Here is a 25,229-nt window from a genome sequence, read left to right as displayed (position 1 = left end):
CAACACTAGCGCATTCGGCCTTCGGTCGGGATCATGTGTCCGGCAGTGAGTATCCCGCGTCGTTAATTCGTTTGGCAATTCTGGCTCCCCTCTTGAAGGGGAGCTGGCCGCGAAGCGGTCTGAGGGGAGCATTTCCGCGAACGCCTGAATCAATCCGATTCGCATGTGCTCCCCTCAGTCGGCTACGCCGACAGCTCCCCTCCAAGAGGGGAGCCAGACATAATCAGCGCATCAATGGCACAGGATATTGGATGGACGTGTGATGAGGCATCCGGCATCGAGTCCGTTTCACGCGGCACCGTGGCGACAGGCGGCGATGGGTGGGGCGGGCGTTGCGCCATGGGTGAGGCGCTTCCGCCGGTCAGTGCCGGGACGCGCGGATCAGGGCTCCCACGATCGCCCGGCATGGGGCGTCGGTGCGCCACGCGTGCTCGGGATGCCACTGGACGCCCCAGACGAAACGCTTGCCCGGCATCCATGCGGCTTCGACCAGACCATCCTCGCTGATCGCCATCGGCTGCAGCGCGCTGGCCAGCCGGTTGATCGCCTGATGATGGCGGCTGTTGACGCCCAGCGAATCCGCGCCGAGCAAGGCATGCAGGGGAGTGCCGTCGATGACGGACACCCGGTGCTGGGGCCGGTCGTACGGCGGCTGCATGTCATGGTCGATGGCGCCGGGACGTTCGGTTGGCAGGTCCTGATACAGCGTGCCGCCAAGCGCCGCGTTCATGAACTGGAGGCCTCGGCACACGCCGAGCACCGGTTTGTCGCGCTCCAGCGCCAGCTGCAGCAGCTTCGATTCCATCGCGTCGCGCTCGGGACTGACCGTGCCGCATTGCGGTATCGGGCGGGCGCCGTACAGCGCCGGCGACACGTCATGGCCGCCGGAGAACAGCATCCCATCGCACAGATCGGTCAGCTGCTCCAGCGTACCGGCGTCATCGGTCAGCGGCAGCATGACCGGCGTGCCCCCGGCCGCCGAGACGGCCTGCATGTAGCCGGGCAGCATCCAGTAGCTCTCCCGTTCGATATCCACCAGCGGGGTGATGCCGATCAGCGGGTTCGCCGGTCGTGCGGCTGCATGTTCGTCCATGGTCGCTCCTTTGCGTCAGTGCGTCTGCGCGTAGGTGGGTTCCGGCCGTGTTCGGCCGGAACGTGTGCTGCCAACACCATAGCAAAGGTATTCCGTGTAATAGGACGGCAGTTCTCGATTCCGGGGCGTATGAAGATGTTGCTGGGTGTGGTCCTTGATATCATCGGATGCAGAAACACTGCGGCAAAGGGGCCCGGATATGGCCGGAATTGTATTCAAGGGGCATGCCGATTTGCCAAGCGCACAGGTGCTGCGGCTGTATGAGGACGCGGGATGGACGAACTATACGAACGATCCCGGTAAGCTGATGCGCGCCCTTGACGGCTCGCTCGGCGTGATAAGCGTGTGGGACGGCGATACCTTGGTTGGCTTGGCGCGTGTCGTCGGCGATGGTGAGACGATCCTGTACGTGCAGGATATCCTGCTGCTGCGTGATTATCAGCGTCGTGGTCTCGGGCTGCGATTGCTGACCGAGGTGTTTGACCGATACCCTTCGGTGCGTCAGAAGGTACTGATCGCTGACGGCACGTCCGAATTGCGCGCCTTCTATGTCGCATGCGGGCTCAAACCGATCAATGAGTTGGATTGCATGGCATATTGCCGTTTTGACGTATAGCCGCGTTGTATATCACCATGCTTGTGGCAGAGGATGCGACCCGCTGCGATTGCAACGGGCCGCACCCTCATTCGTGCCCCAGATCGGATTCGAACCGACGACACCCGCTTTAGGAGAGCGGTGCTCTATCCACTGAGCTACCAGGGCAGCAATCCTCTATTGTACACACGTAGGCGCGACCGCACCCCGTTTGCGTGTGCATTGCGGCATGCCGGGGCGTCGGACGCATGCGTGCCGCCATGCGAACGGCCGCAATCCGTCGCCGACGGCAGTTGTGTGCATCCCGGAATGATACCCGGGGATGATCATGATGCCGTGCAATGTGCGCTAACGTGTGAGAACGTCTTCCGGGGCTCGCCGGTTGGGCGCGGGCGGGGCGCGGTGCCATGCCGGTCCGGCCGCATCCACGGCTCCGGGGTTGGGTGCATTACGGCGACACACGGGAGGAAGCTGACCTATGGCGAAGACTCGAACGGCGGCGAAGGTAAAGCCAGTGCCGGCGCCACGGCGTCACCGGCACATCATCGCGGGGTTGCTGTCCATCGTGCTGGCAGTGGTGTCCCTGATCGGCGTGATCGCGCGCTCGCTGCCGTCCGATCTGCAGGCGCTGCCGTATGTGCCGGTGCTGGTCGCGGCCACGCCGTGGTTCGCTGTGACGGCCGCCTTGGCGCTGGTGCTCGCTTTGATCAGCCGTCGATGGCTCACGGCTCTGATCGCCATCGGATGTCTCGGCGCGCAGGTGTGGTGGCAGTACCCCTTCTTCCAAGCGTCTTCGTCGCTGCCGGCCGAGGCGGTCGCCGCGGTGTCGGGCGCTTCGGCGAACACCGGCGACGCCTATGCCCGGGTCATGACCTTCAATGTGTACAAGGGGCAGGCCGATCCCGAGGCGATCGTCGAGCTGGTGCGTGATCAGCGGGTCGAGGTGTTGGCGCTGCAGGAGACCACCGACGAGTTCGTGCAGGCGCTGGATGCCGCCGGCATCAAGGACTATTTGCCGTATGTGCAGGTCTCCACGTCGGACGGGGTGTATGGCAACGGCCTGTGGTCGGCCGCCCCGCTGTCCGACCCGGCCGACGACGATGTGCGTTCGACCGCGTCGTTCATGCCGGGAGGCACGATCGCGTTCGGTGATGCGCCGATCCGATTCGTGTCGGTGCATACGACCTCGCCCGGGCCGGGCCGATGGTCGCAGTGGAAGCGGTCGTTGGATGAGCTGGCGATGATGAAATCGCACACGGACACGCGGTATGTGTTCATGGGCGATTTCAACGCGACGACCGATCACGCGCCGTTCCGCGATGTTCTCGGCGACCGGTTCTCCGATGCGGCGCTGCAGTCGGGCCACGGATTCGCGTTCACATGGCCGGCCGACAAGACGCCGTTGCCGCGATTCGCCGGCATCGACCATATCGTGCTGGACCGGGGCATCACCGCCGGCCAGCTGGAGGTCAAGACGATCGCCGGGTCGGATCACGCGGCGCTGCTTGCGACGATCGCGGTCGGATAGCCGGGGCGGGACAGGACAGGACCACCCCCACCCGCTACGCGGGAGCCCCCGCCAGCGGGGGCGGGACCTTCTTAACTGGATCCTCCGGTACCCAACTCAAATGGGAACCCCGACGTCATATGCGACGTGCACTGCTATGGACAGTCTACCGGGCTGTTCGCTTACGGCTCAGTCCAGGTTGGACTGAGTACCAGCGGTGTCGGCGCTGGTGGCCTGTTCGGCCTGGGCGGCGTCGAGCTTGGCGCGGACCTCGCCGAGCAGGGACTGCGCGCGCTTGGCCAGGGCCTCGCCGATCTCCCACTGGCGCATAGACTGGTCGAGGTTCAGGCCGCCGGCCTCAAGCGCCTGCACGGCTTGGATGAGCTTGTCGCGGGCCTCCTCGTACGGCATCTGGGCGATGGCTTCGCGCTCCTTGTCGGTCAGGCTCGAGGCGGGCGCCGCCGGCGTGGCGGGGGACTTAGGGGTGGCGGCATCGGCGGCTGCAGTGGTTGCCATGATTGCTCCTTTATATAGGTATGTGTATCGGTATTGAATATGGGGGCGTTGGTGGGGCCGTGATGCCGCCGCGCGTCAGTCCGCGGTGGCGGTGAGCGTGCCTCTTCTCAGGGTCATGGTGAGCCGGTCGCCCGTCCGCACGGTGCCGGCGTCGTCGACCACATGGCCGCCGGCGGACTGCACCACCGCATAGCCGCGGTCGAGTGTCGACTGGGGGCTGAGCGCGGTCAGGCTCGCGTGCAGCTTCTCCACGGTCAGGCTCGCGTCGTCGACGATGCGGGTCAGGCCGATGTCCATGCGCCGCCTGGCGTCGTCGAGGAAGCGCTGATGCGGCTCGAGCATGGTGAGCGGCTGGGTGAGGCTCGGGCGGTTCGCATAGCCTTCGATCAGCCGGGTCTCGTTGGCGACGCGCGCGTCGATGCGCATGCGCGCCCGCGTGATCGCGTTGTCGATCAGCTGCCACTGCTCGCGCGCGTCCGGCACCACCTTCTTCGCCGCATCGGTCGGCGTCGAGGCGCGCAGGTCGGCCGCCAGGTCGATCAGCGTCCAGTCGTCCTCATGCCCGATGGCGGAGACGATCGGCGTGGCGCATGCGGCCGTGGCCCGCACCACGGACTCGTCAGAGAACCCGATGAGGTCCTCGAACGCGCCGCCGCCGCGCGCCACGATGATCACGTCGACCTCGGGGTCGGCATCCAGCTTGCGGATCGCCGCGACGATGTCGGGCGGGCACTGCGCGCCCTGCACATGCGCGTGCACGACCTTGAAGCGCACGGACGGCCAGCGCAGGTTCACGTTGGTGATCACGTCGCCCTCCGCGCGCGCCTGCGGGGCGCAGATCAGGCCGATGCAGGAGGGGAACTCGGGCAGCGGGATCTTGTTCTCCGCATCGAAGAGGCCCTCACCCTTGAGCTTCTTGCGCAGCTCGTCGATCTGCTCCTTGAGCCCGCCGCCGGAACCGATCTTGCGGATGTCGTCGCCGATGAAGCTCAGCCTGGTCTGCTTGACCCAGATGTCGGCCTTGCCGTGCACCACCACGCGGTCGCCCTGCTTGAACGCCGCGGCCTTGGCGGCGAAGGCGCGCCAGCCGGACACGGGGATCGCGATGTCCTCGAAATCGTCGCGCACGGTCAGATAGGCCGAGCCGGCGCGGCGCGTGTTGATCTCGGTGATCTGCCCGCAGATCCACGCCGCCGGCCATTTCTCCACCGCGACGTGGAACTTCTGGCTGAGCACCGACACGGGCCATGGGTGTTCCGCCGTGGTCTCGCTGGCGAGCCTCGGCAGCTGGTCGAGCGGTTGGGGCGTTGGCGCCCCGGACGCGCCGGCGCCCGGCTGCGCGGTCTGATCCGCGTGCCGGCCGCCCGAATATCCGTATCCCGTGTTGAAAGCCATGCCCCAAGATTCCTCCACGTAACGGACAACGACACGTGGCGGCGGCTCCCTTGGGGATGGCCTGCGGCACCCGCCGGACGAGCGCCGGCGCGACACGCTGAAGCAGATCCGTCACGCAAATCACACAATTGTCATTTCGGCTCTATTCCGCCATTGACCACTATATCTAGGCAAAACACGGCGTGGCGCTACTAGATATCGGGGTGGGATTGCCGTACAGTACAGAAGGCACAGAAACTTACAGGCATGTAATTCATCCGGCTGGGCGCCGGAAGCCGAGGATATTGTACTAGGAGTACTAGGAAAGGACCGCAGATGGAAGCTCAGGTTATGACCGCTGTCGAGACGAACGCGAGGCCCGGAACGGGCGCCGTGCTCGTCGAGAAGCGCGATGGCCGTGTGGTCGATTTCGACCCGATCAACATCATCAGCGCCGTCAAGTCCGCGTTCGCCGATCTCGACAAGGAGGTCGGCCCGGAGGAGGAGAAGCTGGTGCGCGGCTTCGCCGACCAGGTCGAGGGGGAGATCAAGGAGCGCTACAACGGTCCGGCCAAGATCGAGGACATCCAGAACCTCGTCGAGCACGCGCTGATCGACGCGCACCTGTACGATGTGGCCCGCGCCTACACCAACTACCGTCTCGACAAGGACATCCAGCGCGCCAAGGCCACCGATGTCAACGAGGCCGTTTCCCGCTTCATCAACCAGGATCCGACCCTGATCCACGAGAACGCGAACAAGGATGCCAACGTCTACGCCACCCAGCGCGATCTGCTGGCCGGCGCGGTGAGCAAGGCCGCCGCGTTCAACATGCTGCCCCCGGCCGTGGCGAACGCGCACATGAAGGGCGACATCCACTTCCACGACGCCGACTACTCGCCGTTCACCGCGCAGTCCAACTGCTCGCTGCCGAACTTCTGGGACATGCTGGCCAACGGCTTCACGCTCGGCAATGCGCCGATGGCCTCGCCGAAGTCCATCGCCATCGCCGCCACCCAGATCACCCAGATCATGAAGGACGTGGCCTCCAGCCAGTACGGTGGCCAGACCGCCAACCGCGCCGACGAGCACCTCGCCACGTACGCGAAGAAGGACTACGAGAAGTTCCTCGAAGAGGCGCGCGAGACCATTCCCGACGGCATGCCGGTCGAGTTCGCCCGCCGCCAGGTCGAGAACGCCAAGAAGAACGAGCCCTCCAAGCTGCACTTCGGCTCCCGTGAGCCGCTGCCCATGGACACGCCGTTCCACGACGACGTCGACGAGCTGGAGCAGGAGCGCGAGATCCTCGCCAAGATCCGCACCCGCAAGTCCATCTACGACGCGATGCAGACCATGGAGTACCAGATCAACTCCAACCGCGTGTCCAACGGCCAGACCCCGTTCGTCACCATCGGCTTCGGTCTCGGCACCGACTGGTTCGCCCGCGAGGTCCAGCGCGCGATCCTGCTCAACCGCATCCGCGGCCTGGGCAAGGACCACCACACCGCGATCTTCCCGAAGCTCGTGTTCACCATCCGCCACGGCGTGAACGCCGATCCGGGCGACCCGAACTACGACCTGAAGCAGCTCGCCCTCGAGTGCGCCACCAAGCGCATGTACCCGGACGTGGTGTTCTACGAGAACATCGTCAAGATCACCGGCTCCTTCAAGGCGCCGATGGGCTGCCGCTCGTTCCTGCAGGGCTGGATCAACCCGGCCACCGGCAAGGACGAGGAGGACGGCCGCATGAACCTCGGCGTGGTTTCCGTGAACGTGCCGCGCATCGCGCTCGAGTCCCACGGCGACAAGGCCCGCTTCTGGAAGCTGTTCAACGAGCGTATGGAGACCGCGCACCAGGCGCTCCAGTTCCGCATCATGCGCTGCAAGCAGGCCACCCCGGTGAACGCCCCGACCCTGTTCCGCTTCGGCGCCTTCGGCCGCCTCGGCGCGAACGACAACGTCGACGCGCTGTTCAAGAACGAGCGCGCCACCGTCTCGCTCGGCTACATCGGTCTGGCGGAGGCCACCGCCGTGTTCTACGGCAAGAACTGGATCCGCGACCACGGCTGGGACCCGCAAGGCAAGGAGTTCGCGCTGTCGATCGTCAAGCGCATGAACGAGCTGTGCAAGCAGTGGAGCCGCATGGAGGGCTACCACTACTCCGTGTACTCCACGCCGGCCGAGTCGCTCACCGACCGCTTCAACCGCATGGACCGCGAGAAGTTCGGCCGCGTCGAGGGCGTGACCGACCACGACTTCTACACCAACTCCTTCCACTACCCGGTGTGGCTGCAGCCGACCCCGATGGAGAAGCTCAACTACGAGAAGGACTTCCCGTACTACGCCTCCGGCGGCTTCATCAACTACTGCGAGTACCCGTGCCTGCAGGACAACCCGAAGGCGCTCGAGGCCGTGTGGGATTACGCCTACAACATCGGCATCGGCTACCTCGGCACCAACACGCCGATCGACCACTGCTTCGTGTGCGGGTTCCAGGGCGACTTCGAGCCGACCGAGGAAGGCTTCAAGTGCCCCGAATGCGGCAACGCCGATCCGGACAAGTGCAACGTCACCAAGCGCACCTGCGGCTACCTCGGCAACCCGGTGCAGCGCCCGATGGTGCACGGCCGCCACGAGGAGATCTCCCATCGCGTCAAGCACATGAGCGGTGAGACCGGCCACGTCACGCTGTCGGACGGCACCGAGCGCGAGTGGTTCGAAGAGGCCAAGTAAGGATTATTCACGAGTCTCCCGCTGGCGGGAGCCGCCGATCGCAGGCGGGAGCGAGGGTGGCCATCCTATGTGCTGGCCACCCTCGGTCCGTCTGATGACGGACGGCTCCCGGCAGCGGGAGCCAAGCTATGGTAGGAAGTGCGCCATGCCTGACTTTCGCAAGGCGGCCGCGGAACCCCTGCGGCATGATTTCGCGGCCGGCGAGACCGGCCGTGGCCCCTGCGTGCCCTCCAACGGCCTGGCCAACGACCCGCGCGCGGGCCAGTGGGATGGCCGGCGCATGTCCAAGCGCATGATCGCCGACTACAAGACCTTCATCGTCACCGACGGCGAGGGCGTGCGCAATTCGCTGTACGTTTCCGGATGCCCGTTCCACTGCGTCGAATGCTTCAACGCGTCCATCTGGGACTTCAAGGCCGGCCATGAATACACGCCGCGGCTCGAGGACAGGATCATCGACGATCTCCGGGCGCCCTGGGTGCAGGGCATCACCTTCCTGGGCGGCGAGCCGCTGCTCAACACCCCGGTGCTGCTGCCGCTCGCGCGGCGCATCCGCAGCGAGTTCGGCGACTCCAAGGACATCTGGTCGTGGACGGGCTACACGTGGGAGGAGCTCATGCGCCCGGGGGAGACACCCGACAAGCTCGAGCTGCTGCAGCTGATCGACGTCCTCGTCGACGGCCGGTACCTGGCCGACCAGCACGACTCCCTACTGCAGTTCCGAGGATCGCGCAACCAGCGCATCCTCGACGTGCCGCGCTCCCTGGCCGAGGGGCGCCCGGTGATCTGGGCCAAGCTGCATGATCAGGAGCGCGACATTCCCGAGATGTATCTCAAGGACCGGGTGAAGGGCGAGGCCGCGCAGGCGTCCTGAGCGTCCTGAGCGTCTTGGGCGTTCCGAGCATCCTGAGCGTTCCGTACGCGCCGTGGTTCCGGCGCGTCGGCCTATCGACGCATTTTCCCGTACCTTTCCGCGCCCAACTCGACATCGGGCGGTCTGACGTTGGGTTTTGCCCCCGATGTGTTATATAAATCACGCTGTGGGAGGACCGGTATCGGGGGCTTGGACTTGGCATCCTACTAAAGTAGGGATGTTGGAGCAGCCGGGCAGTGCATGGTGGGTACACCGTGTCCCGGGAAATCAGGCGAAGAGGTTTGCATGGTGAACGAAGCGGATACCGCGGCCAACGGCCACGATACGAAGCCGTTGCGCGTGGGGCTTGACATCGGTTCGACCACGGTCAAGGCCGTGGTGCTCGACCAGTCGGATTCGCTGGGGGATACCATCTTCTCCGACTACCGGCGCCATCACGCCAACGTGCGCGCCACCGTCGCCGGCCTGCTCGTCGACATCCACAAGGAGCTCGAGCAGCGCGGCCGCGGCGACGAGCCGATCCGCCTCGCCATCACCGGTTCCGGCGGCCTGACGCTGGCGGACAACATGCATGTGCCGTTCATCCAGGAGGTCATCGCCGAAACCGAGGCGATCGACAAGGAATACCCGCAGGCCGACGTCATCATCGAGCTGGGCGGCGAGGACGCCAAGATCACCTATCTCAAGCCCACGCCCGAGCAGCGCATGAACGGTTCGTGCGCGGGCGGCACCGGCGCGTTCATCGACCAGATGTCCACGCTGCTCGACACCGACGCGTCCGGCCTCAACGACATGGCGAAGGACTACAAGACCCTGTACCCGATCGCCTCGCGGTGCGGCGTGTTCGCCAAGACCGATCTCCAGCCGCTCATCAACGACGGCGCGGCCAAGCCCGATCTGGCCGCGTCGATCTTCACCGCCGTCGCGACCCAGACCATCGCCGGCCTCGCCTCCGGCCGGCCGATCCACGGCACCGTGATCTTCCTCGGCGGGCCGCTGTTCTTCATGAGCGAGCTGCGCGCCGCCTTCCAGCGCGCGCTGGAAGGCAAGGTCGACGAATTCATCGTGCCGACCAACGCCCACCTGTACGTCGCGTACGGCGCGGCCCTGCAGGCCGACATCGACGCCGACGACGAGGGCCACCACTTCGAGGCGCGCACCTGCGCCGACATCCTGGCGCGTCTGGACGAACTGCAGAACCTGCCGTCCAACACGCCGACCATGCCGCCGCTGTTCCCCACGGAGGCCGACCGCGAGGCGTTCAACAAGCGCCATCACCGCGAGCACATCCACATCGGCACGCTCGAAGGCGCGCACGGGCCGCACTTCCTCGGCATCGACGCGGGGTCGACCACCATCAAGGCCACGCTCGTCAACGACGACCGCGAAATCGTGTGGTCGAGCTACGCGAACAACGAGGGAAGCCCGCTGACCGCGGCCATCAACATCGTCAAGCAAATCCAGTCCCAGCTGCCGGCCGGGGCGTGGATCGCCCGATCCTGCGCCACCGGCTACGGCGAGGGACTGATCACCACCGGCCTGCATCTGGACGAGGGCGTCGTCGAGACGATGGCCCACTACCGCGGCGCCGAAATGGTGAGCCCCGGCGTCACCGCCGTCATCGACATCGGCGGGCAGGACATGAAGTACCTGGCCATCACCGACGGCGTGATCGATTCGATCGCCGTCAACGAGGCCTGCTCGTCCGGCTGCGGCTCGTTCCTGCAGACCTTCGCCATGTCGATGGGCCTGACCATCCAGGAGTTCACCCAGAAGGCGCTCGCCTCCACCCATCCGGTGGATCTCGGCTCACGCTGCACCGTGTTCATGAACTCCTCGGTCAAGCAGGCGCAGAAGGAGGGCGCGTCCATCGAGGACATCGCCGCCGGTCTGTGCTACTCCGTGGTCAGGAACGCGCTGTACAAGGTCATCAAGCTGCGCGATTCCGGCGAGCTCGGCGATACGGTCGTCGTGCAGGGCGGCACCTTCCTCAATGACGCCGTGCTGCGCGCGTTCGAACTGCTCACCGAGCGCGAGGTGACCCGCCCGAACATCGCCGGCCTGATGGGCGCGTTCGGCGCCGCGCTCACCGCGCGCATGCACTACGAGGACGAGGCCGACCATCTGGACGTGCAGGTCAAGGCCGACGGCTCCGAGCAGCAGGCCGATGCCAACGCCCAGCCGGCGAGCGGCTCCGACGAGCGGCACGTCGCCGTCATCGACGGCGTGACCCACACCGCCAGCTCCATCCTGACCGGCGAGGCGCTCGACACCATGAGCATGACCACCGAGCGCGACGTGTGCAAGCTGTGCCAGAACCACTGCAAGCTCACCATCACCACCTTCGCCGACGGTTCGCGCTACGTGACAGGCAACCGCTGCGAGCGCGGCGGCGACGCGAAGAAGAAGCGCTCCGACCGCCCGAACCTGTACGACTACAAGTACAAGCGCTGCTTCGCCTACCGCCGCCTGACCGACAAGAAGGCCACGCGCGGCGAGATCGGCATCCCGCGCGCGCTCAACATGTACGAGAACTACCCGTTCTGGTTCACGCTGCTCACCTCGCTCGGATTCAAGGTGATGATCTCCGGGCGCAGCTCGCACGAGCTGTTCGAGACCGGCATCGAGTCGATCGCGTCCGAGAACATCTGCTACCCGGCCAAGCTGGTGCACGGCCACATCAAGTGGCTGCTGGGCAAGGGCGTCAAGACGATCTTCTACCCGTGCGTGAGCTACGAGGACAACCTCGTGCCCAACACGGACAACCACTACAACTGCCCGGTCGTGGCCAACTATCCGCTCGTCGTCGGCGCGAACATGCCCGAGCTGCGCGAGGACGGCGTGCGCTACATGCATCCGTACTTCAACCTCGCCAACCATGAGCTGATGGTCGAGCGCATCGTCGAGGAGTTCGCGTGGGCGAACGTGAGCCGCGAGGAGGCCGAGACCGCCGTCAAGGCCGCCTACGCCGAGGACAAGGTCTTCAAGCACGACGTGCAGCAGGAGGGCCTCGCCGCGCTGGCGTACATGAAGGAGCACAATTGCCGCGGCATCGTGCTCGCCGGCCGCCCCTACCACATCGACCCCGAGATCAACCACGGCATCCCCGAGACCATCTGCTCGCTCGGCATGGTGGTGCTTTCCGAGGATTCGGTGTGCGAGCTGCAGCCCGGCGAAAAGCTCAATCTGACCGAGTTCCTCGCCGAGGGGGAGGAGGATCCGCGCGCCAAGAACGCGAACGGCTTCCGCCATGTCGGCGACCGCAAGCTGACGGTCAACAAGATGCCGCTGCGCGTGACCAACCAGTGGGCCTACCACTCCCGCCTGTACGCGGCGGCGCATTTCGTCGCCTCGTATCCGGGGCTCGAGCTCGTGCAGCTCAACTCCTTCGGATGCGGCCTGGACGCGATCACCACCGATCAGGTGGCCGAGATCCTCGCCGACAAGGCCGACGTGTACACGCTGCTCAAGATCGACGAGGTCTCCAATCTGGGCGCGGCCAAGATCCGCCTGCGCTCGCTCAAGGCCGCCGTCGAGGAGCGCGAGCGCAACAAGTCGAAGGCGATCGCCGCCGTATCGTCCGCCATGGCGGCCGACGGCAACGGTTCCGCGCTGCCGGACAAGCGCGACCAGCATGTCGCCTCCTCGCCGACGGCCGCCGAGCTGGAGGCCCGCCGTCAGGCGCAGGCCAAGGCGCAGTCCGATCTGGCCGACGCCGAGGCGCAGCTGAGCCGCGCGAAGGAGCAGCTCGCCGCCGCGCAGGCCGCGGTCAAGGCCGCTCAATCCAAGCAGTCCGATCTGGCGTCGGCCGCCCGGACCGCCGCGCCGGCCGCCGCCCCTTCATCGGCCGGATTCCGCAAGACCGGCTCCAAGGCGCCGACCCCGGGCCGCCAGGTGCTGCTCGACACGACCATGGCCTCCAACCCGAAGCTGACCGAAGCCGTGCGCGAGGCGTCCCGCCGCGCCGCGCAGCGCGACCTGCAGGCCGCCGTCGACGCGGCGGACGGCAAGGGCGCCAAGAAGTCCGGCCACAACAACGCCACCATGTCCCGCTACGCGCACCGCGAGAAGTTCGTCAAGGACATGAGGAAGAACTACACGATCGTCGGCCCCCAGATGAGCCCGATCCACATGTCGCTGGTCGAGGCGGTGATCCGCTCCGGCGGCTACAAGTTCGACATCCTCAAGCACGCGAGCCGCGGCGACGTGGAGACCGGCCTCAAATACGTGAACAACGACGCCTGCTACCCGGCCATCATGGTCATCGGCCAGCTCATCGGCGCGATCCAGGAAGGCAAGTACGATCCCGATCACGTGGCATTGGCCATCACCCAGACCGGCGGCATGTGCCGTGCGACCAACTACTTCGGCCTGATCCGCAAGGCGCTGGTCGATGCCGGCTACCCGCAGATCCCGGTCATCGCCATCTCCACCCAGGGGCTCGAGGACAACCCCGGCTTCAAGGCGACCCTGCCGTTGCTGCACCGCGCGGTCAAGTCCCTGATCCTGGGCGATCTGCTCATGAAGTGCCTCTACCGCGTGCGCCCGTACGAGGTGGAGAAGGGTTCGGCCGACAAGCTGTACGAGCAGTGGGACGTGATCGTGCGCGAGACGCTCGAGCACCACGGCTACTCGAAGACCGCGGCGAAGACCCCGTGGCTGCGCAAGGGCTGGCTGCCGTACGGCACGCTCGCCAAGGAGATCGTGAAGTCGTTCGACGCGCTGCCGCTGAAGGACATCCCGCGCAAGGTGCGCGTCGGCGTGGTCGGCGAGATCCTCGTCAAGTACCAGCCGGACGCGAATAACCACGTCGTCGACGTGATCGAGTCGCAGGACTGCGAGGCCGTGGTGCCCGGCATCATGGAGTTCATGACCACGCGCCCCTACATCACCGACTGGAACGAGAAGAACCTCGGCATGGGCGGCAACAAGCTGGCGTACTCCTTGATGCGCAAGGGCCTCGACATGTACAACGCCCCGATCAAGGCGGCGCTCGCGCTGTCGAACGGCAAGTTCCGCCAGGACGACCCGATGCCCGAACTGGTCAAGAAGGCCGCCGAGGTCACGTCCATCGGCGTGCAGGCCGGCGAGGGATGGCTGCTCACCGCGGAGATCCTCGACCTGATCGAACAGGGCTGCCCGAACGTGATCTGCGCGCAGCCGTTCGCCTGCCTGCCCAACCATGTGACCGGCCGCGGCATGTTCGGCAAGATCCGCCGCCTGCACCCCGAGGCGAACATCGTCTCGATCGACTACGATCCGGGCGCGTCCGAGGCGAATCAGCTCAACCGCATCAAGCTGATGATCGCGGCGGCCAAGAAGGCTCACAACGCCAAGTTCTCTGAGCAGGGCGAGCCGCAGGGCTTCACTTCCGCGGACTGACCGGACTGACCGACCGGGTAGCCGAGGTGATCGGCGTGGCCTCGCTTATATAGGCTCCCCTCTCTGAGGGGAGCTGTCGTCGTAGACGACTGAGGGGAGCACCGGCGCGGAGCCGGCTATCGGTTTTCCGTATAGCGGTACAGTCTCTCAGGCGTTGGAAACATTGGGTTTTCCAAAGGAGTACACTCTAAGTAGACTCTATTTTTGTTGTCTCATTCAGTGTAGCAGTGAGTGTGTGGCGCCGGGCCGAGTCGAGCGGCGTGCGGATCGGCTTCACCGGCGACGAACGGTAGACTCCCCGTATAACGCGAAAGACGCCCCTCACCTCTCCGTGATCGGAGGGGTGAGGGGCGTCTTTGTTTGGGTGGGGTCTACTTGCTGCTGATGTGGGCGTTGATGGCGCTGATGCCGATGATCGCGCCGCATAGTACGCCGAGCGCGGCGAGCGTGGTCGCGATCGCGTCCATGTGGGGCAGACCCCATGCGGGGCCTATCGTGCGCGTGAACACCGCGAGTGCGGGGAACACGAGCATGGCGAGCCATTTGAGCACGTCGTAGAGTCGGTTGGGGATGAGCCATGCGGGTGGCGTGAGGTCCACGTCGACCGTCGGCCCCCATGTGGAGGTGTCGATGTTTGGCGTGGGGTTGTCGGTGTTGGTGTCGGACATTGTCATTCTCGATTCTATTGAGCGAATCCAGTGGCCTCGGAGGTATATGCTTCCGAGGCCACTGGATTCCGGCGTGATGACTCTTAATAGCGCAGCACTTCGCCGGGGTAGATCACGTTGGGGTCGCCGCTGCGGTAGCCGGTGAGCTGCGTGTAGCCGATGCCAAGTCGTGCCGCGATGCCGGTGAGGGTGTCGCCGGCACGCACGGTGACGGTACGGCCCGCTGACGGCACGCTACTGGCGGCGGCGGAGCCGCCGCCGTTGTAGGTGACGACCTGTCCCGGCCAGATCCTGTTGAGGTCGCCCGAGGGTGCCTGCCATGCGGACAGGGGCCACAGGCCGGTGCGCGTGGCGATGGCGCTCATGGTGTCGCCCGGCTGGACGGTCACGCTGGTCGTCCCGCCATTGGTGTCGCCGGCGGGCGTGGTGTTGGCGAGGAGCTGGTCGACGCGGTCCTGGACCTCACGGTAGCGGTTGCCGAGCAGGAGGCGGCGGGTGGGCAGGTTGCCGTAGTCGCCGCGGATGACTGCTCGGGCGAGCGTGTCCGTGTCGCCGGTGGGTGCGCCCTGCTGCGGGTTTTGCGCCGGTTTCGCGGGCATCGGGTTGGCGTTGGTGCCGGGCGTGGAGTCGCCGCCGGCGTATCTGGCCCATGTGCCGGCGTCGCCGTAGAACCAGTTGACGTCGATCGCGCTGCCGATGCCGGCCACGCTGCCCGTGGACGAGTACTGCCACGCGGCCGCGAAACTCCACGGTGCCACGCTGTAGGGCACGTTGCCGGGATCGCGCAGCCGCTCGCCCGCGTAGCCGCGCGGATAGCCCGCGACCCACAGTCCGTAGTCCGATCCGGCCACGTTGCTCCAGTCGCCCGACCGGATCACGCTGGCGGACATGTAGATCATGGGTTTGACGCCCCACGCGCTCTCGACGCGCTGCAACCAGCGCAACGCCCACCACGTCCACGCGTTGTACGCTCCGCCCGGTTCCCAGTCCAGGACCGGGATCACACCGTCGTGCATGTATCCGCGGGTCTGGCTGTTGAACCAGTCGGCCTCGGCCTCCGGCGAATTGCCCAGGTCGGGGCGGGCGAAATGGTACACGCCGCGCCGCACGCCGGCGGTTTTGAGGCCCTGCATGCTGCAGTCGGCCTGCGGGTCCGTGTAGCCCGCGCCCTCGGTCGCCTTGATGAACGCGAAGCTCGCTCCGGCCCGTTTGGCCTGATCGGCGCGCGTGTCGGTGATGCAGCCCTGCCAGTTGGACGCGTCCACGCCGCTGTCCGCCATCGCCGGCGCGGGCATGGCCACGACCATGAGCATTGCCAGCAGTGCGGCGAGCCACGCGGCCGGCCGACGGCCCAGCGGCTTGTTTTTGTTGTGGATCATCTGTCTCCTCTCAAAAGGGGGTTTGGATATGGGTTTGGCCCCGCGGGTTTCGCGGGGCCAAAAACTATCGGCGCGGGTCCGCGCCGTGCGTGAACAGGACGACGATCAGGAGACCGGTCAGCCATGCGAGTGGTATCAGTAGTGGTATCAACGTGACTCCTTGCGGTCGGCGATGGGCGCTGATTGGATGTCTTGGTTGAGGGCGGTGCCGTGCCCGTTGCCGCCGAGCGCGTGATAGCTGTCGTAGAGGCGTTGTGATCGGCTTTTGAGGTCGTCGTCGGCGATGCCGTGGTTGTCGTACACCATTTCGCGGCGCAGGTCCTCGAGCCTGCACAGCAGGAGTTCGCGCATCCCGTTGATCATGGCTGTGCCCCACCGCCAGGCCAAGGCGAGCACCGTGACCGCGCCCCCGCACATGGCGGGGATGAGCCAGTCGAGAAACTGCTGGACGAGTGGGGGCATGATATGGGTCTCCTGACTGTCAGATCATGGTGAGTGGGATTTTGAATGTGGTGCGCTGCCACGAGATCCATACGAGGTTGTAGTCGAGGGCTCCCTGTCCGCTGCCGGTGGTGCTGTTGTTGATCGGGATGAGGCAGTTGGCCATGTGCGCGTATTCCTTCTTGACGCTGGCGTACGACATCCAGTAGGGGTCCCTGTGGTTGGCCTTGCGGTTGAAGCCCATCTGGTAGACGACCTCGGATGTTTTGGCGCTGTTGGGCTTGTCGGCGACGTGGTCGACCCATTGGTAGACCGCGGGCCCGTGCACGTCGGCCACGTTGCCCTCGACCAGGACGCTCTTGACGCCGCCGTCCGACTTGGTCAGCAGCGCGTAGGCGGGGCCGGACTGGGCGGCGGGCAGGGCGTTGCGCACGATGTTGCCCTCGAGGACGATCTGGTTGTCGGTGGCCGCGTCCCTCGTGTCGTCGCCGTACAGTGGCGCGACCAGGATGCACGGCATGGAGTCCGTGCGCGCCGCGTTGTCGACGATCCGGTTGCCTTTGACGGACACGCGGCCGCCGCGGGCCGAGCCGATCTCGAGGATCGCGTACGCGTGGATGGACGGGTGCCCGTCCTGGTTGGACGGATACCAGGTGTCCGACAGCGGCCCGTAGTGGCGCTGGTAGAGGAACACGTTGTCGTGGATGCTGACGCCCATGCTGGGCGTGTCGCATGCCAGGCGCAGGCACGAGTCGCGGAACGTGTTGCCGGAGATCATGTGCAGGTTGAGGCTGTCGCCGATCTCCAGCGACCAGTTCGCCGATCCGGTGCTGACGAACGTGTTGCCCTCCAATACGCCGGTGGGGCAGCTGGAGTCCCAGGGCAGGGGGTTGGAGAACGAGACCATGAACGTGCACGGCCGGTCGCCGCCGCCCTCGAACGTGTTGTTGGCCACGATCTGCTCGTCGACCCTCCACGCGACCGCGTAGCAGCACACCCCGTTCGTGGACATGACGCGGTTGTTGACGGTGGTCATCCTGTCGTTGCCCTCGTTGCCGATGTTGTTGTCCCAGCAATCGGACACGGTGTTGCCCTCGACGAGCACGCCGCGCGTCCACGTGCCCCAGATCCCGCTGCCGCCGCAGTTGCGCACCGTGTTGCGCACGATCCTGATGTCGTGGCAGGGTTTGGGCACGCTGCGCGCCAACTGGGCGCTATCGACGGGGAGCGCGGGATCGTATTTCTTGGGGTCGGCGTCACCGCCCCACCACTGGATCCCGCTCCATTTGAGCAGCGCGTTGTCGATCACGTTGGACTCGACCGTGCTATTCGAGCAGTATTTCAAATTGATCGCCGCCTGCGCCGACGGTTTCTTCTCGGTCCCGTCGCCGAAGCTGTCGCACCGGTTATGGGAGACGGTGATCCGCTCGCACATGCTGCCCGTGATCTCCGCGCCGTCCGGCCGCACGGTCAGCCACTTGTCGGCGTTGGCCTGGACGAGCGCGCCCGAGATCGCGTGGCAGCGGGTTACGGTCACGTCATGCGACCCGTGGTAGACGCCTATCGCGTAGTCGCCCGGATTGTGCAGGCGGAAGCCCAAATGGGCGATGAGCGTGTCGGAGCCGCACAGGATGAGCTTGGCCTTGTCGACCTGCACGGGCAGATCCAGTTCGGTGCGCAGCACGGACAGGTTCGAACCGGCTCCGACCAGGCGCACGGGGGACGTGAACCGGATCGTGTCGGAGAGCACGTAGACGCCCTCGGGCACGTACAGGCACGGCAGGCCCGCCTTCGCGGCCCCCTGGAACGCGAGCGTGTCGTCCGACGCGCCGTCGCCCTTCGCGCCCAGCTTGCGGATGTTGTCCGCGTCCAGCAGAGTCGCGTATCGTCCCGAAACAAGCCGCATGTCACGGATATCCGACGCGTCATGCATGGGTTCGTCGGCGATCTTGTACATGCCGGCCCCGCCGTCACCGGGAGTGTAGTAGCCGCGCGTGCGCGCGCCCATGCCCGCGCGCAGCAACCGGTCCGCCTTCATGGCCGCGACCGTGTCGTACACGCGGTCCGCGCGTGTGAACACCGCCAGCGAGGTCGCGGTCTCCTCGCCGGCTACGAACCCCGCGACCGCCTCGTCCTGCGTAGCGGTCTCGGCCGCCATGGGCCCCTGCGGGCCCACGGGACCCATGGGTCCGGGGTCGATGCCCTCGCGCAAATCAACGATGTCCTCGCCGATCATCATGCCTCCTCAAAACTGTTGATATGCGCGCACAGGCGCGTCAGGTCGATGTCCCCGTCGATGATCGCGTCGGCATGACCGCCGTCGAGATCCGACGAGTAGTACAGGCGCGGGTCCTCCCGTGCGCAGGCGCGCAACGCCATGTCCAGCATGCGCGGAGTGATAGCGGTCATCTCGTGCTCCTTAGAATGTGAGGATCCAGTAGCCCCAGCCGATCGTTTTGACCGTGCCGCCATCCGGACTGGTAACCCGGCATCGCCATGTGCCATGCCGACGCGAATCCCACTGAGCTCCCATAAACGCGTCAGGCGGGATCGTGGCCACCGCCCGTCCGTCCGCGCTCATCTCCGTGCATGCGACCGAATACCACAACTCGTCATCCAGACCGTGGAGTTCGATCACGCCGCTCCAGCCGGACAGGTTCACGTCCCACGACTCGCCGGTGCGCACGTTGCGCTGCCGCCAATGACCCCCGAACCGCTGCGTGTCGCCGCGGATGAACCTTTTGTCGCGGCGCTTGACCGCCTTGCCGTACACTGGCATGTCACTCACCCCTTTCACGCGCCGCCGTGGCGGGCGGGAACGCGGCCTGCACGGTCAGATCCGCCGTGTTCGTCTCCTGTTTCGGCCAGTCCGCGGGGGTCGTGGCCCGATATTGCAGGGTGACGGGGATCACGTCGCCCTGCTTGAGATTGTTCAGATTGATCACCCCGCTCACGAGGCCGTCCCATTGGTCGGCCTCCGCGTTCTCGCGAGACATGACCCCGGACGCGACCTGCCGATTGTTGACCAATAGTCGCAGCACGCAGCCCGTCTCCACATCCGTGCTTTTGGCGGTCATGGTCATGCTGCCGGTGGCCTGCACCGCGCTCACTGACCTACCCGCCGGCACCGTGACCCGCACCGTGCACAACGCGGTCCACTCCGCCGTCGGTGGGCCGAAACCCTCCACTGCATCGTCGTCCGCGATCACGTTGAGGCTCGCACCCACCAGCGCCTGCAGGTCCGCCTGCGTCCGCGTCAGCTTCTCGACCGATTGGAACGGGCGGGTGCCTTCGGAGGTGAGCGCATTGTTGAGGCGGCGGGCCGTGCGCTGGTTGATGCGGCGGATGACCTGCGCATTGTCGATCGTGCCTGACCGGTATTTCATGCGCTCTCCTTGATTGGTCTGGTTTGCAGGGTCAGCCATTCGCTGGCCGCATCCCATTTGACGTCCGTGATTTTCAGGTCGATGGTCTCGTCCAGCAGCAGGTCCCGTTCGTTGGTGTCGGGGTTGCTGTGGGTGACGCGCAGGCGGGCGTGGTCGCCGACGTGCACGTCGTGTTCGAGGCCGACCCTCAGCCCGTGGGTGGACTGGTCGGTGTCGCCGAGCAGGATGGCGGCCCGAGCGTAGGATTGCAGTGTTTTTAGCACGGTCACGGTCGAGTGCGACGAGTCCGACGATTGCAGGAGGGGCCAGCCGTGGTCGGTCAGCTCGTGTCCGTCGGCTTTGGCGACGAGGGTTTTGTCGTCGGAGCGGCCTCCGACCATGTAATGCTGTCCGGTCAGGCCGCCCCCGTCGCAGTCGGTCGCGTCGAGGATGGCCCGTTGGCCGGGCGCGAGCCGGTTCCACGTCCAATAGGGTTGGTCGATGATCTCGGGCGTGCCCACGCGCACCTGGAATCGCAGGCGTCCCTCGGTGTCGATCAGGGGGTCGGCGCGGATTTCGGGCCCGTCCTCCAGATCGGCGATATCCGATATCTCATCCCAGGTGCTGGTGAACTGCCAGCCGTCCCAGTTGCGTTCGTGCGCGGTCCCGCCCTCCACGTCCGGCAGGACGAATGGCAGGTCGCCCCATTTCATGGTTTCCGCGATCAGCGCGCGGATCAGGTCGCGGTATGTGCCGGTGGCGGTCAGGCGCCATGCTTTGGGCGGATGGTCCTCGTCGATCAGGACCTCGCCGTCGCGCCACGAATCCCGCAGGGCGATGTTCAGGACCTTGCGTTTGTTGAGGATCGTGAATCCGCCGCCGATCGTCAGGTTCAGCTCATCCCTTGTGTCGTTGAGGCTATGGGAGGTCAGGTAGCCGGCGTGCAGGATGCGTTCGCCCATGTGCGCCGCGTAGATCGTTCCCCAGTCGTGCAGGTACGGGTCCAGGTCGGGGATGAGGCGCAGCTGTTTGCAGTCGGGGATGGTGGCGCTCATCGACCCTTCGTCGCTGATCGAATCCTGAGCGGACAGTGCGGTGTAGGGCAGGCGGCCGATGTGCTGGCCGGTCAGCCCGTTGTACGCGTGCAATGTGATCTGTTCCATGGTTCACCTCCATGCGTTGCGTACGCGCAGCGCGACGTCCGCGCTGCCCTGCACCGTGACCGAGATCGTGTGGCGTCCTGGCGGAATCTGGAATCCGTCGTCGTTGCTCACCGTGCCGATGGTGGGGATCATGGTCGCGAAGTCCAGTTCCGCGGCCTGCACCGGCCTGTCGTCGAACCGCCAGTCGACCCGGCGGCCGTCCAACGAGGCCACGATCCGTTTCGGCGAGCCGGATACCGCCAATACCGGCCATGAGGCGGCGGTCCCGTTGTTCTCCGCCATAATCCGGCTGCCACTGGCCTGATAGGTGACGGGGTTGGAGTAGACGAGCGGATCCGGGCACGTCAGGATGATCGCGAACCGAAGGAGCCCGTAGTTTTCGTTTTCGTCGCCGGAGATGATTTTCGAGCTGACGTAGCCGGTGGCCTCGCGCACGCCCATCGTGTCGGCCACGCTCAGGGTGACCGGTTGGCCTACCAGTGCGCGCAGCAGGTCGCGCAGTCGCATGTCGCCGATCGAGGATCCCTCGTCATGGGGATTGCGTGTCTGATGGCCCTTGATGGTGACGACGCGTTCGGCCATGAGCAGGCGCGCGGGCATGTATAGTCCGTCGCCTGCCGGATTGTCCGCGGCCTGGGTTTTCAGGTCCACGCCGTCGTACCAGCCGTCCAATGGATGCCGGTCGAGCCAGACCATGGGCCCGATGGGCGAGTCGGGCCGGTTCGCGGGCGAGTCGTCCCTCATGGAGAGCCGGAGTTCCGGTTGGCCGAGGGTGGTGATGGTCACGCGCATCAGTCGCCTCCGTATCCGTTCACGCGCAGGGTCTGCAGGATCTCCTGCGCGAGGGCGCGGTCGGTCTTGCCGTTGCCCTGGATGATGATGTTCGCGGTTTTCGACACGTAGGTCACCGGCGCCGCGCTTTGCTCCGTATGGGAGGGTGGTGCGGGCATGACCTTCGTGTCGGGCTTGTATCGCATCGCGTTGACCGAGTCCATCCAGTCGACTCCGTAATGGTCCACGGCGCGCGCGTTCATCATGTATTCGCCTCGCGACGCCCAGATCAGGTTCGAGTCGGATACCGCGGAGCCGATCCCGCCCAGCAGGCCCGATGGGCCTCCCGCGGCGAGGCGGGGTATGCGCCCGCCGGTCGCGTATCCGATGATCCCGCCGTGCGCCTTGCTGTCGGCGCCGACGTTGACGTGGAACACCTGTCCGAGGATCGAGTTGACGGTGCCCCAGAACCCCGACGCGTCCGCGCCGATGCTCACGGTCTTGCCGGCGATCTGTTGGTTCTCGACCGCTTGGGCGGCGGCCTTGAACGGTCCGTCGTCGCCTGAGATCACCCCGGTTTTCGGGTCGATCTTCCATCCGTTGGCTTGGGCGACCTTGTTGAACAGGTCGCTGCCGTCGCCGATCAGGTATCCGGTTTTCGGGTCGATCGTCGCCCCGTTGGCCAATGCCAGTGCGATCTGGTATTGGTTGCTGTCGAGGGTGAGGGTGCCGGTTTTCGGGTCCACGGGGATCCCGTTGACCATGGCGATGCTGTTGATCGCGTCGGTGTTGTCGCCGGTGATCTTGACTTCGCCGTTCGGCAGGGTCTGGACGGTCACGCCGAGTTCGCCCAACCGGGTTTTCGCCTCATCGTCGTTGGCGGTGACGTTGACCTGCTTGTCGTCGGGCACCTGATTGACGCTGTTGGCGAGCCTGTCGAACTGTTCCCGGGTCAAGCCGGCGGCGTTCGCGGCCGCGTCTGCCGCTTCGGGGGTCATGCCCATGGCCCGCGCGGCGGCGATGTAGCGTTCCCGCGCGGTGTCGAGCGTCGCGTTGATCGCGTCCATGCCCTCGCCGTTGCGCGCCTGCGCTTCGGCGGCCTTGCCGGCCGCCTGCGCCAGATCGTTCAACGCGCTCTGGTTCGCGCGCCCCTGGGCGGTGTTGATGTCGAGTATGGCGCCGTTCTTCTGCGCCGATTCGGTGGCCTTGTCGAACGAGTCGTACAGGCCGATCATCGCGTCCGACGAGCTGAGCGCGAACCCGTAGTACGTGTTCAACGCGTCGACGACCTCGCCGAGCGAGGCGGCCTGGTCGTCGAGGCCTTTGGTCGTCGCGCCCATGCCGTCCTCGAGGATCGACTGTGCGTCGGCGGCCTCCTGGGTGGCCTGCGCGTTCTCGGATTGCGCGTCGCCGTTCTCGCTGGACGCGTCGGTGTTCTCCCCGGTGGCCGCGTTCAGGTCGTCCAACGCGTCCTTTTTGGTTTTGGCCGCGTCGCTGCCGGTCTCGTACGCGTCGGTCAGCTGGTCGAGGACCCTTTGCAGCGCCTGTGAACGCAACGCTCCGGTGCCGGCGGACTTGGACAGTTCCTTGATCGTCTCGTTGACCTTCGCCAGCGAGCCGGCGTCGCCTTCCGCGGCGGACACCATGTCCGAAACGCTCAACCCGACCTTGTCCAGCAGGTCGGGCACGTTCTGCGCGTCGACCTGAATGCGTTTGAACCAGTCGAGGATCCCGCCGGTCGTGAACGTCATATTCATGGCCTGGTCGACGAGCGCTTCGGTCGCGTCGCCGGACGATTCGAACGCGGACTGGACGTCCTTGGCCGCGTTGCTGGCTTCCTGCGCGCCTTGCGCCCACAATGTCAGGAGTCCGGCGGCGGCGGTCAGGGCGATGCCCCATGGGCCGCCCATCAGGTCGACGATGCTGCCGCCGATGCTGCGCAGTCCGGTCATGACGCCCTGCGTGCGGCTCACGGTCGTGCCGAACACCTGCATCTGCCGGTCCGCGGACCCGAAGGCCGCGACGATGGCCTGCCCGCCGTAGGAGATCGCTCCCCCTGCGGACTTGAACCGTTCCACCGGATCCACGACCATGCTCATGGTGCGCGCGAATCCGCTGGAGCTGGTCGTCAGGCTGCCGAACATCTTGTGCAGTCCGGCCGCGGCGCCCGCGGCCATGCCCAGCAGGACGGCGCCCTGCTGGACCGGGGCCGGCATGCTCGAGAACGTGTCCACGAGCATGTCCGTGATCTGCACGGCCTTGCGCAGCGGCCCGTTGGCGCCGGATCCGATGCTGATCATCAGGCTTTCAAAACTGCCGGACAGGTTCTCCAGATCACCCTTGAGGTTGTCGTTCTTCGCGGCGGCCTGCTCGGCCGCGTACCCGGAGTCGTTGACCTTCTTGGTCCACTCGGCGATGCCCTGGGCGCCCTCGTTGTAGAGCACGTTCGCGGCCCTGATGGCGTCGGTCCCGAAGATCGTCGCCAACGCCTGGTTGCGCTGTTCCTGCGACAGGCCGCTCATTTTGTCCTGGAGCTGGCCGGCGAGGTTCGACAGTCCCACGAACTTGCCTTGCGCGTCGTACGCGTTGATGCCCAGTTCCTCCATCAGGTTCCGGGCCTTGGTGGACGGGTTCGCCAGGGAGATGAGCATGGCTTTCAATGAGGTGCCGGCGTCGGAGCCGACCATGCCGGCATTCGCAAAGCTGGTGAGGGTGCCGACGGTTTCGGTCATGCTGATGCCGAAACTATTGGCGACCATGCCGCTCTGTTGCAGCGCGTAGCCGAGGTCACGGGCGGATCCCTGCGCCTTGCCGGCGCCTGCGGCCAATGCGTCGGCGACCTTGCCCGCGTCCTTGCCTGTCAAGTTGAACTGGGCCATCGCCGAGCTCATGAGTTCGGCCGCCTCGCCGACGGCCATGCCGTCGGATGCGGCGAGATCCAACGCGCCGTCGAGTCCGCCGGAGAGGATGTCCGCGGTGCTCATGCCGGCCTTGCCGAGCTCGTTGATCGCGTCGGCCGCCTCGGACGCGCTGTAGACGGTGTTGGCGCCCGCGTCGATGGCCGCCTGGCGCAGTTGGCCCATTTCGTCGGCGCTGGCGCCGGTGTTGGCCTGGACGGTGCTCATGGCCGCGTCGAACTGGGCGAACGTGCTGACCGCGGCGACGCCGATGGCCGCGCTGAGCGCGCCGACCGCGAGACCGGCCTTGGTGGCGCCGGCCGCGAATCGCTCGCCCGTGGTCATGGGTTTCTCGAGCGCGCTGCCGAACTGGCCGGCCTGTTTCGACGCGGCGGCCATCTTGGTCGTGTAGTTGCTGGTGTCGGCCATCAGACGGATCATGATGTTCTCGTTGAGGGCCATCGCCACGCT

At 66.0% G+C, this 25,229-nt stretch carries 18 protein-coding genes and 1 tRNA gene; 5 read left to right on the top strand and 14 right to left on the bottom strand.

The annotated features are described in order from the left end of the window. Nucleotides 1-361 precede the first annotated feature (361 nt). Nucleotides 362-1,093: a gamma-glutamyl-gamma-aminobutyrate hydrolase family protein gene (locus BBSC_RS10015; protein WP_033517272.1), complete on the bottom strand. Its 732-nt coding sequence runs from the start codon at nt 1,091-1,093 to the stop codon at nt 362-364. Between the two features lie 199 nt (nt 1,094-1,292). Between BBSC_RS10015 and BBSC_RS10010 the strand changes: the two genes are divergently transcribed. Next, entirely contained in the window at nt 1,293-1,709 is a 417-nt protein-coding gene (locus BBSC_RS10010) for a GNAT family N-acetyltransferase (protein WP_033517270.1), read from the top strand. 74 nt (nt 1,710-1,783) lie between these two features. Here BBSC_RS10010 and BBSC_RS10005 read toward each other — a convergent pair. Continuing rightward, nucleotides 1,784-1,856 (bottom strand) — tRNA-Arg (locus BBSC_RS10005). A gap of 310 nt (nt 1,857-2,166) precedes the next feature. Between BBSC_RS10005 and BBSC_RS10000 the strand changes: the two genes are divergently transcribed. Next, a complete protein-coding gene (locus BBSC_RS10000; protein WP_081892900.1) occupies nt 2,167-3,216 on the top strand; it encodes an endonuclease/exonuclease/phosphatase family protein in 1,050 nt (349 codons plus the stop codon). Nucleotides 3,217-3,384: 168 nt separating this feature from the next. Here BBSC_RS10000 and BBSC_RS09995 read toward each other — a convergent pair whose 3' ends face one another. Both BBSC_RS09995 and xseA read right to left on the bottom strand, forming a co-directional pair. Beyond that, the gene (locus tag BBSC_RS09995; RefSeq protein ID WP_046726232.1) at nt 3,385-3,711 is read right to left on the bottom strand and encodes an exodeoxyribonuclease VII small subunit; all 327 of its coding nucleotides are present in this window, start codon (nt 3,709-3,711) and stop codon (nt 3,385-3,387) included. A gap of 75 nt (nt 3,712-3,786) precedes the next feature. After that, a complete protein-coding gene (xseA, locus tag BBSC_RS09990; protein ID WP_081892901.1) occupies nt 3,787-5,106 on the bottom strand; it encodes an exodeoxyribonuclease VII large subunit in 1,320 nt (439 codons plus the stop codon). A gap of 315 nt (nt 5,107-5,421) precedes the next feature. On the opposite strand from xseA, the gene nrdD reads away from it, so the two are divergent. The 3 genes from nrdD (at nt 5,422) to BBSC_RS09975 (ending at nt 14,074) form a co-directional block, all read left to right on the top strand. Continuing rightward, entirely contained in the window at nt 5,422-7,818 is a 2,397-nt protein-coding gene (gene nrdD, locus BBSC_RS09985) for an anaerobic ribonucleoside-triphosphate reductase (protein WP_033517268.1), read from the top strand. Between the two features lie 145 nt (nt 7,819-7,963). Continuing rightward, nucleotides 7,964-8,692 (top strand): anaerobic ribonucleoside-triphosphate reductase activating protein, encoded by a 729-nt coding sequence (gene nrdG, locus BBSC_RS09980; protein WP_081892902.1) that lies wholly within the window; start codon nt 7,964-7,966, stop codon nt 8,690-8,692. A 285-nt stretch (nt 8,693-8,977) separates the two neighbouring features. Beyond that, nucleotides 8,978-14,074 (top strand): acyl-CoA dehydratase activase-related protein, encoded by a 5,097-nt coding sequence (locus BBSC_RS09975; protein WP_033517266.1) that lies wholly within the window; start codon nt 8,978-8,980, stop codon nt 14,072-14,074. A 371-nt stretch (nt 14,075-14,445) separates the two neighbouring features. On the opposite strand, the gene BBSC_RS09970 is transcribed toward BBSC_RS09975, so the two are convergent. From BBSC_RS09970 to BBSC_RS09930, 10 genes are all read right to left on the bottom strand, one after another. Beyond that, nucleotides 14,446-14,742, bottom strand: a complete 297-nt coding sequence (locus tag BBSC_RS09970) for a phage holin (RefSeq protein WP_033517264.1) — start codon at nt 14,740-14,742, stop codon at nt 14,446-14,448. A gap of 83 nt (nt 14,743-14,825) precedes the next feature. Further along, nucleotides 14,826-16,121: a GH25 family lysozyme gene (locus BBSC_RS09965; RefSeq protein WP_034535431.1), complete on the bottom strand. Its 1,296-nt coding sequence runs from the start codon at nt 16,119-16,121 to the stop codon at nt 14,826-14,828. 147 nt (nt 16,122-16,268) lie between these two features. Beyond that, nucleotides 16,269-16,583, bottom strand: a complete 315-nt coding sequence (locus tag BBSC_RS09960) for a hypothetical protein (RefSeq protein ID WP_033520093.1) — start codon at nt 16,581-16,583, stop codon at nt 16,269-16,271. 19 nt (nt 16,584-16,602) lie between these two features. After that, nucleotides 16,603-18,801 carry a right-handed parallel beta-helix repeat-containing protein gene (locus tag BBSC_RS14005; RefSeq protein WP_081892904.1) on the bottom strand — a complete coding sequence of 733 codons (2,199 nt, stop codon included), beginning with the start codon at nt 18,799-18,801 and terminating at the stop codon, nt 16,603-16,605. Further along, on the bottom strand, nt 18,798-18,971 hold the full coding sequence (locus BBSC_RS14000; protein ID WP_156102373.1) for a hypothetical protein: 174 nt from the start codon (nt 18,969-18,971) through the stop codon (nt 18,798-18,800). Before BBSC_RS14000 ends, BBSC_RS14005 begins: the two co-directional genes overlap by 4 nt. Before the next feature lie 10 nt (nt 18,972-18,981). Further along, nucleotides 18,982-19,341, bottom strand: coding sequence for a hypothetical protein (locus tag BBSC_RS09950; RefSeq protein ID WP_033519162.1), 360 nt, complete (start codon nt 19,339-19,341; stop codon nt 18,982-18,984). A 1-nt stretch (nt 19,342) separates the two neighbouring features. After that, entirely contained in the window at nt 19,343-19,948 is a 606-nt protein-coding gene (locus BBSC_RS09945) for a hypothetical protein (protein ID WP_033519161.1), read from the bottom strand. Then, the gene (locus BBSC_RS09940) at nt 19,945-21,090 is read right to left on the bottom strand and encodes a hypothetical protein (protein WP_033519160.1); all 1,146 of its coding nucleotides are present in this window, start codon (nt 21,088-21,090) and stop codon (nt 19,945-19,947) included. The genes BBSC_RS09945 and BBSC_RS09940 overlap by 4 nt, the downstream gene beginning before the upstream one ends. A gap of 3 nt (nt 21,091-21,093) precedes the next feature. After that, the gene (locus tag BBSC_RS09935; RefSeq protein WP_033519159.1) at nt 21,094-21,882 is read right to left on the bottom strand and encodes a hypothetical protein; all 789 of its coding nucleotides are present in this window, start codon (nt 21,880-21,882) and stop codon (nt 21,094-21,096) included. Then, nucleotides 21,882-25,220, bottom strand: a complete 3,339-nt coding sequence (locus tag BBSC_RS09930) for a phage tail tape measure protein (RefSeq protein ID WP_051923169.1) — start codon at nt 25,218-25,220, stop codon at nt 21,882-21,884. The genes BBSC_RS09935 and BBSC_RS09930 overlap by 1 nt, the downstream gene beginning before the upstream one ends. Nucleotides 25,221-25,229: the final 9 nt, after the last annotated feature.

This window comes from Bifidobacterium scardovii JCM 12489 = DSM 13734, assembly GCF_001042635.1.
Lineage (GTDB): Bacteria > Actinomycetota > Actinomycetes > Actinomycetales > Bifidobacteriaceae > Bifidobacterium > Bifidobacterium scardovii.
This window is presented reverse-complemented; position numbering and strand designations above follow the sequence as displayed.

What these genes read in the sequence shown, in the direction of transcription:
- BBSC_RS10015 (WP_033517272.1), bottom strand. Translation starts at nt 1,093, where the DNA reads ATGGACGAACATGCAGCCGCACGACCGGCGAACCCGCTGATCGGCATC.
- BBSC_RS10010 (WP_033517270.1), top strand. Translation starts at nt 1,293, where the DNA reads ATGGCCGGAATTGTATTCAAGGGGCATGCCGATTTGCCAAGCGCACAG.
- BBSC_RS10000 (WP_081892900.1), top strand. Translation starts at nt 2,167, where the DNA reads ATGGCGAAGACTCGAACGGCGGCGAAGGTAAAGCCAGTGCCGGCGCCA.
- BBSC_RS09995 (WP_046726232.1), bottom strand. Translation starts at nt 3,711, where the DNA reads ATGGCAACCACTGCAGCCGCCGATGCCGCCACCCCTAAGTCCCCCGCC.
- xseA (WP_081892901.1), bottom strand. Translation starts at nt 5,106, where the DNA reads ATGGCTTTCAACACGGGATACGGATATTCGGGCGGCCGGCACGCGGAT.
- nrdD (WP_033517268.1), top strand. Translation starts at nt 5,422, where the DNA reads ATGGAAGCTCAGGTTATGACCGCTGTCGAGACGAACGCGAGGCCCGGA.
- nrdG (WP_081892902.1), top strand. Translation starts at nt 7,964, where the DNA reads ATGCCTGACTTTCGCAAGGCGGCCGCGGAACCCCTGCGGCATGATTTC.
- BBSC_RS09975 (WP_033517266.1), top strand. Translation starts at nt 8,978, where the DNA reads ATGGTGAACGAAGCGGATACCGCGGCCAACGGCCACGATACGAAGCCG.
- BBSC_RS09970 (WP_033517264.1), bottom strand. Translation starts at nt 14,742, where the DNA reads ATGTCCGACACCAACACCGACAACCCCACGCCAAACATCGACACCTCC.
- BBSC_RS09965 (WP_034535431.1), bottom strand. Translation starts at nt 16,121, where the DNA reads ATGATCCACAACAAAAACAAGCCGCTGGGCCGTCGGCCGGCCGCGTGG.
- BBSC_RS09960 (WP_033520093.1), bottom strand. Translation starts at nt 16,583, where the DNA reads ATGCCCCCACTCGTCCAGCAGTTTCTCGACTGGCTCATCCCCGCCATG.
- BBSC_RS14005 (WP_081892904.1), bottom strand. Translation starts at nt 18,801, where the DNA reads ATGATGATCGGCGAGGACATCGTTGATTTGCGCGAGGGCATCGACCCC.
- BBSC_RS14000 (WP_156102373.1), bottom strand. Translation starts at nt 18,971, where the DNA reads ATGACCGCTATCACTCCGCGCATGCTGGACATGGCGTTGCGCGCCTGC.
- BBSC_RS09950 (WP_033519162.1), bottom strand. Translation starts at nt 19,341, where the DNA reads ATGCCAGTGTACGGCAAGGCGGTCAAGCGCCGCGACAAAAGGTTCATC.
- BBSC_RS09945 (WP_033519161.1), bottom strand. Translation starts at nt 19,948, where the DNA reads ATGAAATACCGGTCAGGCACGATCGACAATGCGCAGGTCATCCGCCGC.
- BBSC_RS09940 (WP_033519160.1), bottom strand. Translation starts at nt 21,090, where the DNA reads ATGGAACAGATCACATTGCACGCGTACAACGGGCTGACCGGCCAGCAC.
- BBSC_RS09935 (WP_033519159.1), bottom strand. Translation starts at nt 21,882, where the DNA reads ATGCGCGTGACCATCACCACCCTCGGCCAACCGGAACTCCGGCTCTCC.
- BBSC_RS09930 (WP_051923169.1), bottom strand. Translation starts at nt 25,220, where the DNA reads ATGGCCCTCAACGAGAACATCATGATCCGTCTGATGGCCGACACCAGC.